Raw genomic sequence first — 16,676 nt, forward strand, 5'->3', positions numbered from 1 at the left:
AGATCAACATGGCTTCATCCACGACATCTAATACGCCGCCGCCAGCCTCACGCAGCGGCCTGCAGTTTGGGCGTATCTGGGACAACTTCGGCATGCTGGTGGTGTTTGCGCTGCTGTTCGTTGCCTGTGCAGTCTTTGTGCCGAATTTCGGCTCGTTCATCAATATGAAAGGCCTGGGATTGGCGATGTCGATGTCTGGCATGGTCGCCTGCGGCATGTTGTTCTGCCTGGCATCCGGCGATTTTGACCTGTCGGTTGCGTCAGTGATTGCCTGCGCCGGTGTCGTCACCGCCGTGGTGATTAACATGACGGAAAGCCTGTGGATTGGCGTTGCCGCAGGCCTGGTGCTGGGCATGCTGACCGGATTCGTTAATGGGTTCGTGATTGCGCGTCTAAAAATCAATGCGCTGATCACCACGCTGGCAACGATGCAAATTGTGCGCGGTCTGGCCTACATCTTTTCTGACGGCAAAGCCGTAGGGATTGAGGACGAGCGCTTTTTCGCTCTGGGTTTTGCCAACTGGCTGGGGATTCCCGCGCCGATTTGGCTCACCATCGCGACCATGCTGATTTTCGGTTTCTTGCTGAATAAAACGACCTTTGGGCGTAATACGCTTGCGATTGGCGGTAACGAAGAAGCTGCGCGTCTGGCGGGTGTGCCCGTGGTGCGTACTCGCATCATCATCTTCATTCTTTCCGGGCTGGTCTCGGCTGCAGCGGGCATCATTCTGGCTTCGCGTATGACCAGCGGTCAGCCGATGACCTCGCTGGGTTATGAGCTGGTGGTGATTTCAGCCTGCGTGTTAGGCGGCGTGTCCCTTAAGGGTGGGATTGGCAAGATCTCCTATGTCGTCGCCGGGGTGTTGATTCTCGGTACCGTTGAGAATGCGATGAATTTATTGAATATCTCGCCATTCTCACAGTATGTGGTGCGTGGTTTGATACTGTTAGCCGCGGTAATTTTCGACCGCTACAAACAAAAACACAAAGCCTGATTCAGGGGCAATGACGCCGTTTTCAGTAACCACGCGGACGCAAGCAGCGTCCGCGTTTGAACAATTAACGACGATGTGAGGGCACTATGTATCACCGTGAATTGGCTGCGGAACAACACAATCCCTTGTTGCCGGGTTACTCGTTTAACGCCTGGCTGGTAGCAGGTTTAACGCCGATTACAGCGGATGGACCGCTGGATTTCTTTATCGATCGTCCGCATGGCATGAAAGGCTACATCCTGAATTTGACCATCAAAGGCAAAGGTCAGGTTTTTGATGGCGAAAAGGCTTTTGAGTGTGAACCGGGCGAAATGCTGCTGTTTCAGCCAAAAACGGCCCACTATTATGGTCGCGCGCCCGACAGTCCTCAATGGTTTCACCGTTGGGTCTATTTCCGCCCGCGTGCTTACTGGAATGACTGGCTGCAATGGCAAGATGAGAAAGAGGGCGTAGGTCGATTACAGCTTCCTGAATCACTGCGGGGGGAATTTGATCGCCTGTTCGCCAGCATAGAGCAAACCCATAATTCAGGCCGCCGCTTCGCTGAAGAGTTGGCGATGAATTTGCTCGAGCGGCTTTTGCTGCGTGCGGTAGAGGAAGATCCGCGCAGTCATCAGCAAGTGCGCGATCCGCGCGTGATTGAAGCTTGCCAGTACGTGACAAATCATTTGGCGAGCGAAGTGAAAATTGAAGACGTAGCGCGTCACGTTTGCCTTTCGCCTTCACGGCTTGCGCATCTGTTCCGCGAACAAATGGGTGTTAATCTGCTGCGCTGGCGCGAAGATCAACGGGTTATTCGCGCGAAACTGCTGCTGCAAACCACCCAGGAACCGATTGCGACTATTGGCCGTGAAGTCGGTTATGACGATCAACTCTATTTCTCACGCGTGTTCCGTAAACGCGTTGGCGTGAGTCCCAGCGATTTCCGTCGTCGCAATCTGGATGGGCACGACAGCCTGGCTGCGCAAACTGCCTGGCCAATGGCACGAAGTGCTATCTCCTGATTTTTAGGGGGATTCCTCCTTGTCCTCGCCTGGCTAATGGTCTTAAATCAGTCACACTAGCGAACAAGAGGAATGAGAATGAGCGATAAACTTCGTGTTGGTTTGATGGGATATGGCTTCGCCAGCAAAACGTTTCATGCACCGCTGATTGCGGGCACGCCGGACGTTGAGCTGGCTGCTATTTCCAGCAGCGATGCCAGCAAAGTGCACGCCGACTGGCCATCTGTTCAGGTGGTAGCTGATCCTCAAGCGTTGCTCGATGATCCTACTCTGCAATTAATTGTTATTCCCACGCCGAACGACACCCACTTTCCGCTGGCAAAAGCGGCCCTGAATGCGGGTAAACATGTGGTAGTAGACAAGCCTTTCACCGTGACGTTGTCACAAGCGCGTGAGCTGGATAACCTCGCCAAGGCCAAAGGTCTGCTGCTTTCTGTGTTTCATAATCGCCGCTGGGACAGTGACTTCCTGACGCTCAAACAGCTTCTGGCTGAGGGCACGCTGGGCGAAGTCCGTTATCTGGAATCGCATTTTGATCGCTTCCGTTTAGAAGTGCGCCAGCGCTGGCGTGAAATGAAAGGTGCAGGCAGCGGCATTTGGTACGATTTAGGCCCGCATTTGCTGGATCAGGCGATTCAACTATTTGGTTCACCGGTTGCGATTAACGTTGATCTTGCCGAGATGCGTCCCGGTGCGCAGACCACCGATCATTTCCACGCCACGCTGACTTATCCGCAACGTCGTGTTGTGCTGCATGCCAGCATGCTGGTGGCGGCTGAATCACCCCGTTATGTGGTGCACGGTACCAAAGGCAGCTACGTTAAATATGGTCTCGACCCGCAGGAAGATCGCCTGAAATCTGGCGATTTCCCACCGAAAGAAGAGTGGGGATACGATATGCGAGATGGCCAGCTGACGCTGGTTGAATGCGACAGCATGACCGAAAAAACGCTGATGACGCAGCCAGGCAATTATCCTGCCTACTATGCGGCGGTGCGTGATGCGATAGCAGGGCGCGGCAATAATCCGGTCACCGCTGAAGAGGCTATTCAGGTGATGGAGCTGATCGAACTGGGTCTGCAATCGGCTGAAAAACGCCAGACCTTGTCGCTGAAGTAAAGATTACTGAAGCACCTGTACATGACAGAAAAGAAAACGGGCCATGCAGGCCCGTTTTTTATGCATCAATGACGGCATGTTTTACTGAATTTTCGCCCGAATTGCCGCTTTTTCGTCATTGCTCAGAAAAGCGATAGCTAATCCATTCTCCTGCGCCTGGCGTATCTGAGCCTGGCTCAAACCGGCAGCAGGCGCGGCGTGCTGATACTCATGCGCCAGCTCAATGCCCTGAACGGCGGGATCATCGGTGTTGATCGTGGCAAGAATGCCATGCTCCAGGAAGGTCTTTAACGGATGCTGCGCCAGTGATTTCACGGTGCTGGTTTGAATATTGGAGGTCAGGCAGGACTCAATACCAATATGATGCTCCGCCAGGAAATCCATTAATGCGCGATCTTCAATCGCTTTCACACCATGGCCGATGCGTTCTGCGCCTAGCTCACGGATGGCTTGCCAGATACTTTCTGGGCCCGCAGCTTCACCTGCATGCACCGTAACGCGGAAACCGGCATCACGCGCACGAGTGAAATGGCTGAGAAATTCGCTGCCGGGGAAACCCAGTTCGTCACCGGCTAAATCCACTGCAGTGATATGATCGCGATGCGCCAGCAATCCTTCCAGCTCATTCAGGCACGCTTCATCGCCAAAAGTACGGCTCATAATGCCAATCAGACGAATATCAATGGCGTGCTGCTGGCAACCCGCTTTGATGCCGTCAATCACCGCTTCCACCACACCGGCAATCGGCAGGTTATGGTTCATCGCCATGTAACCGGGTGAAAAACGCAGTTCAGCGTAGTGAATGCCTGCGCGCGCGGCGTCTTCGACATTTTCCATTGCGATACGGCGGCACGCGTCCAGATTGCCCAACACTTTTACGCCCCAATCCAGCTTCTGCAGGAAGCTGACCAAATCCGGCTCGTTTTGCGTGACCTGCACATGTGGGCGCAGCGCCTCTAAACTGTTAGCGGGCAGGGTAAGATTAAACTGGCGGCCTAAATCGAGAATAGTTTGTGCACGAATGTTGCCATCAAGATGGCGATGAATATCGGTCAGGGGAAGGTGTGATTCAATCATGGCGCACTCGCTCAGTTGTCGGTTATTTATCGAAGAAACTCTATCGAAGATACTGTCGATAACGATATCGAGAAGTACTTGAGACGCTTTAGAGAAGTCGATGAGAAGTGCAGAGGATTATAAAAACATCTTGCGCAACAGCGCCAGCAATTTGCGCAACAGCATGGCTGGATGCTGGTTAATTGCGCGGGAAAGCCGGGCGGTGTGGATTGCCGCCCGGCCAATAAGCGCGCGAGGAGTTGAATTATCAGGACTGAAGGGCCGCAATCAGGCGAGAGACGCCGTCTTCCACTTTGCTGCGTGGGCAGCCAACATTAAGACGTAAAAAACTGCGGCTGGCAGTGCCATACGTCGATCCCGGCATGATTGCCACTTTTTGCTGGTGAATCAGCGTTTGCTGCAAAGCGTCTTCGTCAATGCCCAGCGGGTTAAGATCGATCCACGCCAGATATGTCGCTTGCGGCAGGCGCCAGTTGAGAGGCGGAAACGCGCTATTCAAGCGTTCAGCCACGCAGGTCAAATTGCTTTGCAAATAGGTGCGTAAAGCATCTAACCACGTCGCGCCCTCACGATAAGCAGCGATGTGCGCAGCAATGGCCAGCACGGCAGGCGAAGAAAGGCCATCGCTGTTTTTCAGTGCCTGAAACCAGGCGGCACGATCGCATTGACGGGGAATGATTCCCCACGCGCCAGTCAGTGCCGGGATATTGAAGCTCTTTGACGCCGAGGTAAACAGCGCCCAATCGCTACGCGCCACTTTCGCCCACGGCGTATGCGGCTGGCTGCCCATCACCATATCCATGTGAATTTCATCACTGATGACACGCACTCCATGCCGCTCACACAACGCAGCCATCTGCTGCAACTCCTCCAGTGTCCAGACTTTGCCGGTGGGATTGTGTGGACTGCACAGCAGCATCACCTTACAGGTTGGGCGGGCCAGCAGCGCCTCAAGTTTATTCATGTCACAGAGCCAGCCTTGCGCGCTGTTAAACAATGGCATATCCAAAACCTGGCGTTGATTAGCCAGAATGGTTTTAAAAAACGCGTCGTAAGCCGGCGTGTGGATCAGCACTTCGTCATTCACATCGCTCCAGTGGCGCAGCATCTGCGCCACCATGTAAATCACCGAAGGCCCGTAAACCAGCGATTGTGCTTCAGGCTGATAGTCGAAACGGGTATGCATCCAGTGAACAATCGCCGAAAGAAACGCGTCATGCTGCCAGCGGCTGTAACCGAAGACACCGTGCTGCACCCGCTGCTCCAACGCCTGCAAAATGCAGGGCGCGGTAGCAAAATCCATATCAGAAATGGTGAACGGCAGCAGGTCGGGAACGCCAAAGCGGTCAGCCACGAAATCCCATTGCGTACATGCCGTGCCGCGACGGTCAATGACCTTATCAAAATCAAACATCGGTTTTTCTCTTCAGGTTGCAGGTTAGGTACGTTACGCGGTCACGTCCATCAAGTGTGACAACTCGTCTTTCACCGACTGCACCTGCGGGCCAATCACCACTTGCAAGCTGGTTTGATTAAGGTGAATCACGCCGATCGCGCCGTTGGCTTTCAACGCAGCATCATCCACTTTGCTCATATCGGCGATAGTTAAACGCAGGCGCGTCAGGCAGTTATCCAGTGAGGTAATATTTTCAACGCCACCCAGCGCCGAAAGAATGGCCGGTGAGTTGTAACCTGACTTGCCTTTGCCCGCGCTACTGACTTTTTGCTCTACGGAATTTGCCGTTTCGACTTCCCGCCCTGGCGTTTTGATATTAAACCGCACGATAGCAAAGCGGAAAATGGCGTAATAACCGACAAACCAGACAGCGGCAACCACGGGAACCCAATACCATTTCGTGGATAATCCATGCAGTACGCCGAACACCACGAAGTCAATAATATTGCCGTCGGTGTTACCAATCGTGACACCAAGAATCGCCATCATGGTGAAGCCTAAACCGGTCAACAGCGCATGGAGTAAATAGAGGAACGGCGCGACAAACAGGAACAGGAATTCAATCGGTTCGGTGGTGCCACCCACCACGCAGGCAACCACGCCGGAAATCAGCAGCCCTTTAATTTTATGGCGATTTTCAGGGCGTGCGCAGTGATAAATCGCTAATGCCGCACCGGGCAACCCGCCCAGGAAGGCCGGCATTTTACCCTGCGACAGGAAGCGGGTCGCGCTCTCAGCAAATCCGTGGGTTTCTGGACACGCCAGTTGCGCCTGGAAGATGGTCAGCGCACCGCTGACGGTTTTGCCGCAGACATCCAGCGTGCCGCCCGCATCGGTGAAACGCATAATCGCAACCAGAATATGTTGCAGGCCAAACGGCAGCAGCAAGCGCTCGCCGGTACCGAAGATCATCGGGCCGAAATCACCTGCACTGTTGATCATCCAGCCCAAGCCGGTAATGGCGCGAGCAAAGAACGGCCAAATCAGCGGAACGATCAACCCAACAACACCCAGCACCAGCGTGGTGATGATGGGAACGAAACGCGTGCCGCCAAAAAAGGCCAACGCGTCGGGTAGGCGGATATGATGAAAGCGTTCATGCAGCCAGAACACGATAATCCCGACAATCACCGCACCCAAAATCCCGGTATCAATGGATTGAATTCCAAGAATCGACTGCACGTTATTGGCTTTCAATAACGCGGCATCGGTGGTCGGCAGAATACCGTTAATGTTCAGCCAGAAGTTAATACTGAGGTTAAGCACCGCATAGCCGACAAAGCCGGAAAACGCGGCCACGCCTTTGTTCTCACGCGCCATGCCGAGTGGAATAGCCACGGCAAACATCACCGGTAAATAGCTGAAGGCGAATGAACCCAGTTTTGCCATCCATAAAAACAGATATTGCAGCAAGGGTTGATCGAGTAAAGGAATCAGCGTCAGGACATCGTGACTGCTCAGCGAGCTACCAATGCCAAGCATAATGCCGCAGAACGATAACAGCGCAACCGGCAGCATAAAGGTTTTACCCAAGCTCTGGAAAAACTCCCAGAGGGACATTTTTTGTTGTGGGGCGGGCATCATGACTCCAGCAAGGATTAGTAACGGTTAGGAAGTAATGCGATGATAAAACGTTTTATCAAGCCGTAATGCGCGATAAATCACACTGTTTGTGCGTCATGCGATATTAATTTTTCCCTCAGCGGTGTAACGTTTTATCGGAATGTTTAAGGCTTTATGACCGCTTACGTATTGAGAAACCATGTCGCAGCATAAAATCACCATTAATGATGTCGCCGATGCGGCGGGCGTTTCCGTTACCACTGTTTCGTTGGTGCTTTCTGGAAAAGGGCGCATTTCCGCTGCTACCGTGTTACGGGTTAATCAGGCTATTGAGCAACTGGGCTTCGTACGCAACCGTTCTGCATCAACCTTACGCGGCGGCGAAAGTGGCGTGATCGGCTTGATCGTGCGCGATCTCAGCCATCCTTTTTATGCCGAAATGACGGCGGGTCTCAGTGAAGCATTGGAAAAACAGGGCAAATTGCTGTTTCTCACCCAGAGCGGCACGCAAGGTCAGCATCTTAATCGCTGTTTTGATTCGCTGGTGTCGCAGGGCGTTGATGGCGTGGTGTTAGGGGGTGGAACCGATCAGGCCGCAGAAATCATTACGCGGGTGCGTGAGCAAAATATCGCGATGGTTTGCGCTGCACGTGCCAGCAGTGTTGATGATGTTGATACGATTCGTCCTGACAATGCACAAGCGGCGCGGCTCGCGACCGAATATTTGATTCGTCAGGGACATCAGCGCATCGGTTGGTTGGGCGGAAACAGCGCGTCGTTAACCCGCGCTGAACGTATTGGCGGTTACTGCGCGACGTTACTGCAATACGGTTTGCCGTTTCGCCCGGAATGGATCGTAGAGTGTGGTAACACGCAAAAAGAAGCCGCCGACGCGGCTATTCAACTATTAAAACAGCATCCTCGATTAACCGCGATTCTGGCCTATAACGCGTCAACGGCAATGGGATGTTATTTCGGCCTGTTGCGCACCGGGCGTGATATTGGTCGCGGCGCGGTAGACAGCTATTATGGTCAGCAAATGGCGCTGATGGGATTTGGCGATGAGCCGCAGGCGGAATTAACCGATCCACCTTTGACCTTTGTGACCAGTTCGGCGCGAGATATTGGCCGGGCAGCGGCAGCGCGTATTTTATATCGCATGGCAAATCCCACGGCGGAGCGGCAAGATTTAATTATTCCGCCGCAGCTGATTGTGCGGGGGTCGGCCTAGCGTGTTCGTCATATATCTTTTTCTCCGCGTCAGGCATACCCACGGCCTTGCGCGATTTCATCCCTTTTGAATATTTCGCGTAAAATTTGCACTATTTAGCGGATAGATTTGCAGCGTTAATTTAGGAAATTTCACATTTTTTCCCGCGAATTTTAAAGTCGCCATGGCTGGCTATAAGATTTGGCTGCATTCAATTTCTAATAAAGGGAAGAACTGATGAAAACAACATTACTGGCGGCGTTATTATTTTCTACCTCTGTTTCAGCCATCGCGGCGCAGCCTGAAGCGATGAAAAATCCGCTGAGCGTTCATGTCCTGAACCTGCAAACCGGCGTGCCAACCGCAGGTGTTGAGGTTGAACTGGATCAGCAACAAGAGGATAAATGGATTAAATTGGCTACTGGCGTGACGGATAATAATGGCCGCATTCCAGCGCTCTATCCACAAGGTAAAACGCCGACAAGCGGCAATTATCGCGTCGTGTTCAAAACCGGGGATTATTATAAAAATCAAAAACAGAAAACGTTCTTCCCTGAAATTCCTGTTGAATTTACCTTAGAAAATAATGGTCAGCATTATCACATTCCGCTGCTGTTAAGTCCGTTTGGTTATTCCACTTATCGCGGCAACTAATAAATTAAACGTCGCCGACCAAACGTCAGTGAAAGCATAAAAAAATGCCGGCCCCTTTCAGGGTCGGCATTGTTATTCATTCACGCTAAATAGCGAAATTTTATTGTGGCATGCCTTCATTGGTTGGCATACCGAGCATATAACGAGACAAAAACTGCTCCAGCGTCATTTTGTCGCCATTCATATTAACCTGACCATTAGCATATTGCAGACTGGTAATAATATTATCATCCTGCTGCTGCGTCAGACGGAACATCTGTCCCATTGCCGCTAAACCTTTGACCTGCTGATCGGCCAGTTTCTGCGCCTCATCTGCCTGATATCCTTCTGCCAGCCCAACATGGCGCATGGTTTCGGTAGCCATTGGCATATTAATGTTCAGCTTGGTGTCGAGCGTTTTCAACACACGATTAACCATTGCGCTCAGGCTCTGTGGCGTGCCCGTCACGGTTGCCGGATCGTTAAAGTTAGCGGTCAGATTAAAGCTGCTTTCGCCTTTCTCATTCTTCCAACTCAACGGCGCGATGCTGATGGCTGGCGAGCCCTTCAACAGCGTCGGCAGATTGTTCAGCAGAATGGTGTGAACGCCCGCCTGATAACGGATAGGATCATCCGCCAGGCCTTGTTGATTAAGCAGATCCTGCATTTGCGCATTGTAATTGTCAGAGAAGGTCTTAACAGCCTGTGCGTCAAACTGCGACAGCTTCATTTTCAGCGTGGCTTCGCCAAAATCTTGCTGCTGAAGCTGGATGCTGTCGACGTGATAATCGATATTGCCACCGATTTTTCCAGACTGATTATCAAAGGAGGAAGTGCCTTTCAGTTTTTGCAGTGTTAATGCATCTTGTCCATTAATGCTGGCGTTGACCTTTTCAACTTCAATCGCCTGATCGCCGATGCGCACGCCTTCCGGGCTAAGATGAGTGTTACCACTGACTTTTAAGCCATTCAGCGTGAACAGCACCGGCTGGCCCATCTCATTTTTGCTGGTTAACGCAACGCTACCGATATCGCTATCCAGTGACACTTTATCGCCCTTGCTGTCAGCGCTGACGTTAAGCACGCCGCCATTCGTTGCAGCACGTTCACCGGTTTGCGCATTTTGATAATCAATAGGCAGGATTTTCAGCGCGGTGTCGGTAGCACCGCTGTAACCGATGCGCGTCTCCGCGTTGATCAGAGACTGATTGTTGGTCAACTCAAACAGCTTTTTCACCGCATCGGTATTAGCCAGTTCGGTATGTACCGACGCCATGCTCGGAATAAGATTGAAGTGTTTTAACTGGGCAAACGGGAAAGGGCCGTGGCTGATGTTTTCATTCAATACGATGCTTTGACCCGGCTTCAGCAAAGCATTGTCTTCCGTTTGCGATGTCGCCTGAATCACCAGTTTGGTCTGACTGCTGAAGACACCACGCTGATAATCTTGATAGCTAATCTTCAGTCGGCTATTGGGTGCGTAAGCGTTCAACTGGGTGTTGGCGTTTTGCACCAGTTGATCCATGTGCGTTTCGAGCTGCTTGCCAGTGAACCAGGCTGCGCCGGTCCAGATTACGCCCAGTGCTACAATCACACCCACGGCAACGTTGGTCTTTTTCATTGCTGAGTCGTCCTTATCCTTGAGTCCGCCTACGCCGCTGATCGTGTTCGGCGCGTGAAGAAAAAACGCCCGCAGGCGTTATTTAGCTAATAGGTTGAAATAATAGCAGTTAAGCGCCAAAACGTCAGCCGCATCCGTGTAAGTCGTTAAAGACGCGCGCTAAACGTCCCGTTCCGGCCACTGTGATCGGTGCCTCATTTGCGGCAACGAAGCAGGATTCACCAGGCTGGAGCACCACTTGCTCTGTGCCTTTAGCGATGATTGCCTGACCTTCAATACAGAACAGCAGGGCAGCGCTCTCCTGGCTCACCGCCTGCGGCACCGCATTCAAGGTATGAATAGCGAAGGCAAAGTCATCAACCGGAATCGGAAAGCGTAATTCACTCTCCTGCTGCTCAGGCTGTGTCAGTAACTGATCGGCAGGTTTCTCGACGAATTTAACGTTCGCCATCAATTCAGGAATATCGATGTATTTTGGCGTTAAACCCGCGCGCAACACGTTATCCGAATTCGCCATCACTTCCAGCGCAACACCTTTCAGGTAGGCGTGAGGCGTTTCGGCAAATAAGAACATCGCTTCGCCGGGTTGCAGCGTAATGACATTGAGCAGTAAAGGAGAAAACAGGCCGGTATCGTCTGGGTAATCGAGCGCAATGGTTTTGATGGTCTGCCAGGGTTCGCCTTCGCGGGCATTAAGGGCAGATTTCAACACGCCAAGCGCCAGTGATTTAGCTTCGCCTTGCAGCGAAAGCAGCGTGGTGAACAATTTCGCAAGATTCTCTTGATCGGGATGCTGAAGAAAATGCGCAATTTGAGGATGCGCACCCGCAACGGGCTCCAGCAAAGAAACCATTTCTGAGAAAGCGCGAAAACCGTTCATCGCCTGAAAAGGGGTTAAGGCGTAAACCAGCTCAGGTTTATGGTTGGCATCTTTATAGTTACGTTCGGCGGCATTCAGCGGAATAGACGCAGCATTTTCCCGTGAAAATCCCTCTTCAGCAGCGCTTTTACTGGGATGCACCTGAATTGAAAGGGGCTGATCAGCACACAAAACCTTAAACAGAAAAGGCAGTTCACCAAAGCGCTTAGCCACCTGATTGCCCAGCATGGCGTCTGGATGGGCATCAATTACGTCGCGCAGCGAGCGAACTTTACCGTGGTCGTCTACGGTTGAAGGGCTTTTGGGATGCGCACCCATCCACATTTCCGCCATCGGTAAACCTTTTGGGTTAGCGATGCCATAAAGTTCTGTTAAGGCCGTTTTGCTGCCCCAAGCGTAATTTTGCAGCGAATTGTTCAGTTTTTGCATCATTTACCCTTAATCACGGGAAGTTATTGTGTTTATTAAAGCAGAAAGTGTTAGTGAAAATACATATCAAGTGCAATAAGCATGGCAGGCTCGCATAATGTTAAATTATTGTATGTAAGAATCTCGGCCGCCCAGATCAATTTATGGGCGTTTAAATCCCAAAAACTGTGCTAAAGGAGACGTATTCATGGCAGCCAATCGCATTGAAAAAGATTCAATGGGGCCCATCGATGTACCGGCAGATAAGTTATGGGGCGCGCAGACTCAGCGCTCGCTGGAACACTTTCGTATTTCAACTGAAAAAATGCCGACCGCGCTGGTGCATGCATTGGCATTGACCAAGCGCGCTGCTGCCAGCGTGAACCGTGATTTGGGCTTGCTCCCGGATGAACGTGCGGAAGCCATCCTTAAAGCTGCAGACGAAGTGCTCGCCGATCAACACAGCGATGAATTTCCGTTGGCTATCTGGCAAACCGGTTCCGGTACCCAGACCAATATGAACATGAATGAAGTGCTGGCGAACCGCGCCAGTGAAATCCTCGGCGGCGAGCGCGGCATGTCGCGTTTAGTGCATCCTAATGATGATGTAAATAAAAGCCAAAGTTCTAATGATGTCTTTCCGACGGCGATGCACGTTGCCGCGGTGATTGCGCTGCGTGAGCAGCTGATCCCGCAAATCCATGTGTTAAAGAAAACCCTGAGTGAAAAGTCTGAAGCCTTCAAAGACATTGTGAAGATTGGTCGAACGCATCTTCAGGACGCTACGCCGCTCACGCTAGGCCAGGAAATCTCCGGCTGGGTGGCGATGCTGGAGCACAACCTTAAACATATCGAGCAGAGCATTCCGCACGTTGCCGAGCTGGCGTTGGGCGGCACCGCGGTAGGCACCGGCTTAAATACGCACCCGGAATATGCGGTTCGCGTGGCTAAAGCATTGGCAGAGTTAACGCAGCAGCCTTTTGTCACCGCACCCAATAAATTTGAAGCGCTGGCAACCTGTGATGCTTTAGTGCATGCGCACGGTGCGTTGAAAGGGCTGGCAGCTTCATTGATGAAAATTGCCAATGATGTGCGCTGGTTATCGTCGGGCCCGCGTTGCGGCATCGGCGAAATTGCTATCCCGGAAAACGAGCCGGGCAGCTCAATCATGCCTGGCAAAGTGAATCCGACGCAGTGTGAAGCGATGACGATGTTGTGCTGCCAGGTGATGGGTAACGACGTGGCCATTAACATGGGCGGCGCATCCGGTAACTTCGAGCTCAACGTCTTTCGTCCGATGGTGATTCATAATTTCCTGCAATCGATTCGCCTGTTGGCCGATGGCATGGACAGCTTTAATCATCACTGTGCGATCGGTATTGAACCCGTACGTGAGCGTATTGAGCAATTACTGAATGAATCGTTGATGCTGGTTACTGCCTTGAATACGCATATCGGTTACGACAAAGCGGCTGAAATTGCTAAGAAGGCCCATAAAGAAGGGCTGACGCTGAAAGGGTCAGCGTTGAAACTCGGTTATCTCACCGAAGAAGAGTTTGATGAATGGGTTCGCCCGGAAGAGATGGTCGGCAGCATGAAGCAGTAAGTGTTTTAGTCGGGAAGGCCAGCGTGATGCTGGCCTTTTTTATGACCGGCTTTATTTGCCTAAACCGGCACATCCACCCAAAGATGCAGGCGGGGAATCAGCAAATAGAGCTGCTCAGCGGCGGGTTTATGGCGGTAAGCGATGTTATCCGCGTCATAATTCAGCAGTTCACCCAGCACAGGCACCTGTGTGCGATCGCGGCATAACACCAAAATCGGCGAAGGGCAGGCAAGCTGAGTTTGTTTCTTCTCATCGGCACGCCAAACACGCGCAATAGGCTGTACTTTTACCGGGCGCTTGATTTTCAAGCGAGCGGATGTGGGTAATGCCCGCACGCTTTCCAACTCCTCCTGAACTTTTTGCGCCCACTGTTCGCGCGACCACGGTGCTTGCGAACGTCCAGCCTTGAGGCTTTTATCCAACTTTTCCATGATTTCTTCGCGCGTTACATTCTTGATCACATGTTTGTTCGCCCAGCCAAAACGTAGGCTGTCTGGCGCTTGCAGTAAAGAAACGGTGCGGTAAGCGTTTAATGTAATCAATCCGCGAAAATGGTGGTGGACGAATTCGAAGCGCGCTTCACTTGGTAAACCCGAATCAACGGTGATCAGTTTTTCCAGCAGCGCTTTCAGTTGATTCACCTCATCAACTTGCGCAGTGATCGCCTGCTCCATCGCGTCATCGCATTCAATGCAAATCGCCCCCGGCAGGCGCACCGCTGCTTTGGTACTGAGTTTTTCCGACTGATGCTGCATGAACAGGCGACAATAATGATTCAACGCCATGTCGCGCGCGGCTTCTCCCAGATGTTGCTCAACCTCAATTTGCGTAATGGGATCATGCTCGCGGCCTTTTTCAATTGGCGGCAGGCTAAATACGCGTGCAATCAGCAACGGTTGGGATTCAAGGGTCGCTCTCAGGCGGCCAAGCGCCCGTTCTAAATCATTTACGCACTGGTGTAGATCTGCCACTAAGTCGTAGCGCGCCATATTCGCCTCCTTAATTACAACATCCTTACTGTCGCAGAAGTTAATTTCCCCCGCAATAGCGATTCTAGTTACAACATACTTTTAAAGTATTCATTAAAATCGTGCCTGCATTCAGGCTAAACAGAGAAAAGCGGGTAGCTTCGCTTCTGGCACCATTTTTCCTTATCCCAGAACATGTTATAAAAATGCTTTGCCAGCTAACGGATTTCAGTTGTGAACCAAACAAACAAACCAGGCGTGGCCGCCATTATCACGTTGGGTTTAGTGCAGATACTTTCCTGGGGCGGATCGTTCTATTTGATGGCGGTGATGGCGAATCCCATTGTTGCGGAAACCGGTTGGTCGCAACAATGGGTTTACGGCGCATTATCGACCGGCATTTTAGTGTCAGGATTGCTGGCACCGCTGAGCGGACGCATCATTGCCAAAACGGGTGGTCGCCTGCTGCTGGCCTTAAGTGGGGCAGTCATGGCCGTGGGCTTGGTGATCATGGGCTTGAGCCAATCACTGGCGCTGTTTCTGTTTGCCTGGGTCATTATCGGCATTGGCATGGCAATGGGTTTATACGATGCGCTGTTTGCCACGCTCGGAACACGTTATGGCGGCCAGGCGCGTTCGGCGATCACCGGCATCACGCTGATTTCTGGATTTTGCACCACACTCGTCTGGCCCGGCACCGCGTTACTTATTCACTGGCTAGCGTGGCGTGGCGCCTGCTTTGCCATCGCCGCCATGCTTCTGCTCTCTGTTCTACCTGCCTACTTTTATGCGCTACCCAATGTCAAACCGGTTCGCAACCTGAAACCGAAATCCGCAACGCAGACTAACAGCGACATCGCACCGTCGCTGTTTTGGCTGCTGTGTGCCATTTTCACGCTTGCGTCGGTGATTATGACGGCGATTTCAGTGCAGCTGATCAGCCTGCTGCAGGCCAGCGGTCATAGCTTGACGTCGGCGTTGGCCATTAGCGCTATTCTGGGCCCGTGTCAGGTGGGATCGCGCATTGTTGATATCGCTTTTAAGCGTGGGCATCCTATCTGGACCACCTTTTTTTCGGTGGGATTAGTGGCGATCGGCTTGCTGCTATTAGCCTGCTTTCCCCACATGGCCTTGCTCAGCATGGTGCTTTACGGTGCCGGAAATGGATTACGTGCCATCGTGCGGGGAACTTTACCGCTGGCGATGGTCAAACCGGAAGCCTATGCAATTGTCGTCGGGCGGATGGCGCGCCCGGCGTTGATTGGTCAGGCACTCACACCGCTGGTAGGGGGTTATGTGTTCGAAACCCTGGGCGCACCCGCCACGCTAGGGTTGCTTTGCGTCCTGGCAATCATTAACGTGTTATTGGTCATGGTGCTAAAACAAAGGCTTCCCGCACCTACAGCAGCGATAAACTAACGCCAGAACAATTTGGCAGTTAGCAGGCTAAGCACCTTGTGCTATCGTGCCGCGGGCTTTGGTGAATACGTGCCTTGTCGCTGTGGCCTTGCTTCAAAAAAGCAACAGTGTTTGTTATATTTATTGCTCATTCAGTGTTCACTTATGCGGCAATAAAACAATAAGATGCACCGCAACTCAGGATAAAGAAATGCTTGATTACCGCTTCCCGACAGCTTTGCAAATGGTTCTTAGCGTAGCGATGGCGGAGCAAATGGGAAAACGCTCAACCAGCGCAGTTCTGGCTTATGGCCTTGAAGCCAATCCCAGCTTTATACGCAAACTGATGGTTCCTTTAACACGTGACGGTATTATCGTCTCGACGTTAGGCAGAACCGGTTCGATTCATCTGGGGCGTGCTGCTGCAGACATCACGCTACGTGACATCTATGTCTCTGTGATTGAAGACAAGAAAATCTGGGCATCGCGCCCTGATGTCGCACCACGTTGTCTGGTCAGCGCCAACCTTTGCTGGTACTTCAAATCCATCGCAGACGAAGCCGAGCAGGCGTCGCTGGATGTGTTAGCTAAACGTACCGTCGCCGATGCGCTCAATGAGCTAAAGAAACGCGACACCAGCAACTGTACCGCTGTGCCTGAACCCGATGAGGTCGAAGACTTCTGTAAGAAAAGCCGCTGATGCGGCTTTTTTTCTGTCCCGGTTTCCAAGCTTTAAGC

At 52.1% G+C, this 16,676-nt stretch carries 14 protein-coding genes; 8 read left to right on the forward strand and 6 right to left on the reverse strand.

Annotation, left to right across the window (positions count from 1 at the left end; genetic code table 11):
- Positions 1-8 precede the first annotated feature (8 nt).
- From araH to ACF2G4_RS04705, 3 genes are all read left to right on the forward strand, one after another.
- A complete protein-coding gene (araH, locus tag ACF2G4_RS04695; protein ID WP_215846883.1) occupies positions 9-995 on the forward strand; it encodes an L-arabinose ABC transporter permease AraH in 987 nt (328 codons plus the stop codon).
- A gap of 86 nt (positions 996-1,081) precedes the next feature.
- Positions 1,082-1,999, forward strand: a complete 918-nt coding sequence (araC, locus tag ACF2G4_RS04700) for an arabinose operon transcriptional regulator AraC (protein WP_243078011.1) — start codon at positions 1,082-1,084, stop codon at positions 1,997-1,999.
- Between the two features lie 78 nt (positions 2,000-2,077).
- Positions 2,078-3,118, forward strand: a complete 1,041-nt coding sequence (locus ACF2G4_RS04705; protein WP_409075592.1) for an oxidoreductase — start codon at positions 2,078-2,080, stop codon at positions 3,116-3,118.
- Positions 3,119-3,199: 81 nt separating this feature from the next.
- Here the strand turns inward: ACF2G4_RS04705 and add are convergent, their stop codons facing one another.
- From add to malX, 3 genes are all read right to left on the reverse strand, one after another.
- Positions 3,200-4,195, reverse strand: coding sequence for an adenosine deaminase (gene add, locus ACF2G4_RS04710; protein ID WP_409075593.1), 996 nt, complete (start codon positions 4,193-4,195; stop codon positions 3,200-3,202).
- 247 nt (positions 4,196-4,442) lie between these two features.
- Positions 4,443-5,609 (reverse strand): MalY/PatB family protein, encoded by a 1,167-nt coding sequence (locus tag ACF2G4_RS04715; RefSeq protein WP_409075594.1) that lies wholly within the window; start codon positions 5,607-5,609, stop codon positions 4,443-4,445.
- Positions 5,610-5,642: 33 nt separating this feature from the next.
- A complete protein-coding gene (malX, locus tag ACF2G4_RS04720; RefSeq protein ID WP_215848283.1) occupies positions 5,643-7,232 on the reverse strand; it encodes a maltose/glucose-specific PTS transporter subunit IIBC in 1,590 nt (529 codons plus the stop codon).
- A gap of 181 nt (positions 7,233-7,413) precedes the next feature.
- Here malX and malI point away from each other — a divergent pair, with 181 nt between their 5' ends.
- Both malI and uraH read left to right on the forward strand, forming a co-directional pair.
- Positions 7,414-8,445: a Mal regulon transcriptional regulator MalI gene (malI, locus tag ACF2G4_RS04725; protein ID WP_243078009.1), complete on the forward strand. Its 1,032-nt coding sequence runs from the start codon at positions 7,414-7,416 to the stop codon at positions 8,443-8,445.
- Positions 8,446-8,661: 216 nt separating this feature from the next.
- Positions 8,662-9,078 carry a hydroxyisourate hydrolase gene (gene uraH / locus ACF2G4_RS04730; protein ID WP_409075595.1) on the forward strand — a complete coding sequence of 139 codons (417 nt, stop codon included), beginning with the start codon at positions 8,662-8,664 and terminating at the stop codon, positions 9,076-9,078.
- A gap of 100 nt (positions 9,079-9,178) precedes the next feature.
- Here uraH and ACF2G4_RS04735 read toward each other — a convergent pair whose 3' ends face one another.
- Together ACF2G4_RS04735 and manA are read right to left on the reverse strand one after the other, a co-directional pair.
- On the reverse strand, positions 9,179-10,678 hold the full coding sequence (locus ACF2G4_RS04735) for a YdgA family protein (protein ID WP_409075596.1): 1,500 nt from the start codon (positions 10,676-10,678) through the stop codon (positions 9,179-9,181).
- A 124-nt stretch (positions 10,679-10,802) separates the two neighbouring features.
- Positions 10,803-11,987: a mannose-6-phosphate isomerase gene (manA, locus tag ACF2G4_RS04740; RefSeq protein WP_409075944.1), complete on the reverse strand. Its 1,185-nt coding sequence runs from the start codon at positions 11,985-11,987 to the stop codon at positions 10,803-10,805.
- Positions 11,988-12,174: 187 nt separating this feature from the next.
- On the opposite strand from manA, the gene fumC reads away from it, so the two are divergent.
- On the forward strand, positions 12,175-13,572 hold the full coding sequence (gene fumC, locus ACF2G4_RS04745; protein ID WP_243078007.1) for a class II fumarate hydratase: 1,398 nt from the start codon (positions 12,175-12,177) through the stop codon (positions 13,570-13,572).
- A gap of 59 nt (positions 13,573-13,631) precedes the next feature.
- Here fumC and tus read toward each other — a convergent pair whose 3' ends face one another.
- Complete coding sequence (gene tus, locus ACF2G4_RS04750; protein ID WP_215846877.1) at positions 13,632-14,561, reverse strand: DNA replication terminus site-binding protein; 930 nt, start codon at positions 14,559-14,561, stop codon at positions 13,632-13,634.
- A 213-nt stretch (positions 14,562-14,774) separates the two neighbouring features.
- Here tus and ACF2G4_RS04755 point away from each other — a divergent pair, with 213 nt between their 5' ends.
- A complete protein-coding gene (locus tag ACF2G4_RS04755; RefSeq protein ID WP_243078006.1) occupies positions 14,775-15,959 on the forward strand; it encodes an MFS transporter in 1,185 nt (394 codons plus the stop codon).
- Between the two features lie 190 nt (positions 15,960-16,149).
- Positions 16,150-16,638 carry an Rrf2 family transcriptional regulator gene (locus ACF2G4_RS04760; RefSeq protein ID WP_215846876.1) on the forward strand — a complete coding sequence of 163 codons (489 nt, stop codon included), beginning with the start codon at positions 16,150-16,152 and terminating at the stop codon, positions 16,636-16,638.
- Positions 16,639-16,676: the final 38 nt, after the last annotated feature.

Origin of the sequence: Pantoea phytostimulans (assembly GCF_046118715.1) — a bacterium.
In the GTDB taxonomy this organism is placed as follows: Bacteria; Pseudomonadota; Gammaproteobacteria; order Enterobacterales; family Enterobacteriaceae; genus Pantoea; species Pantoea phytostimulans.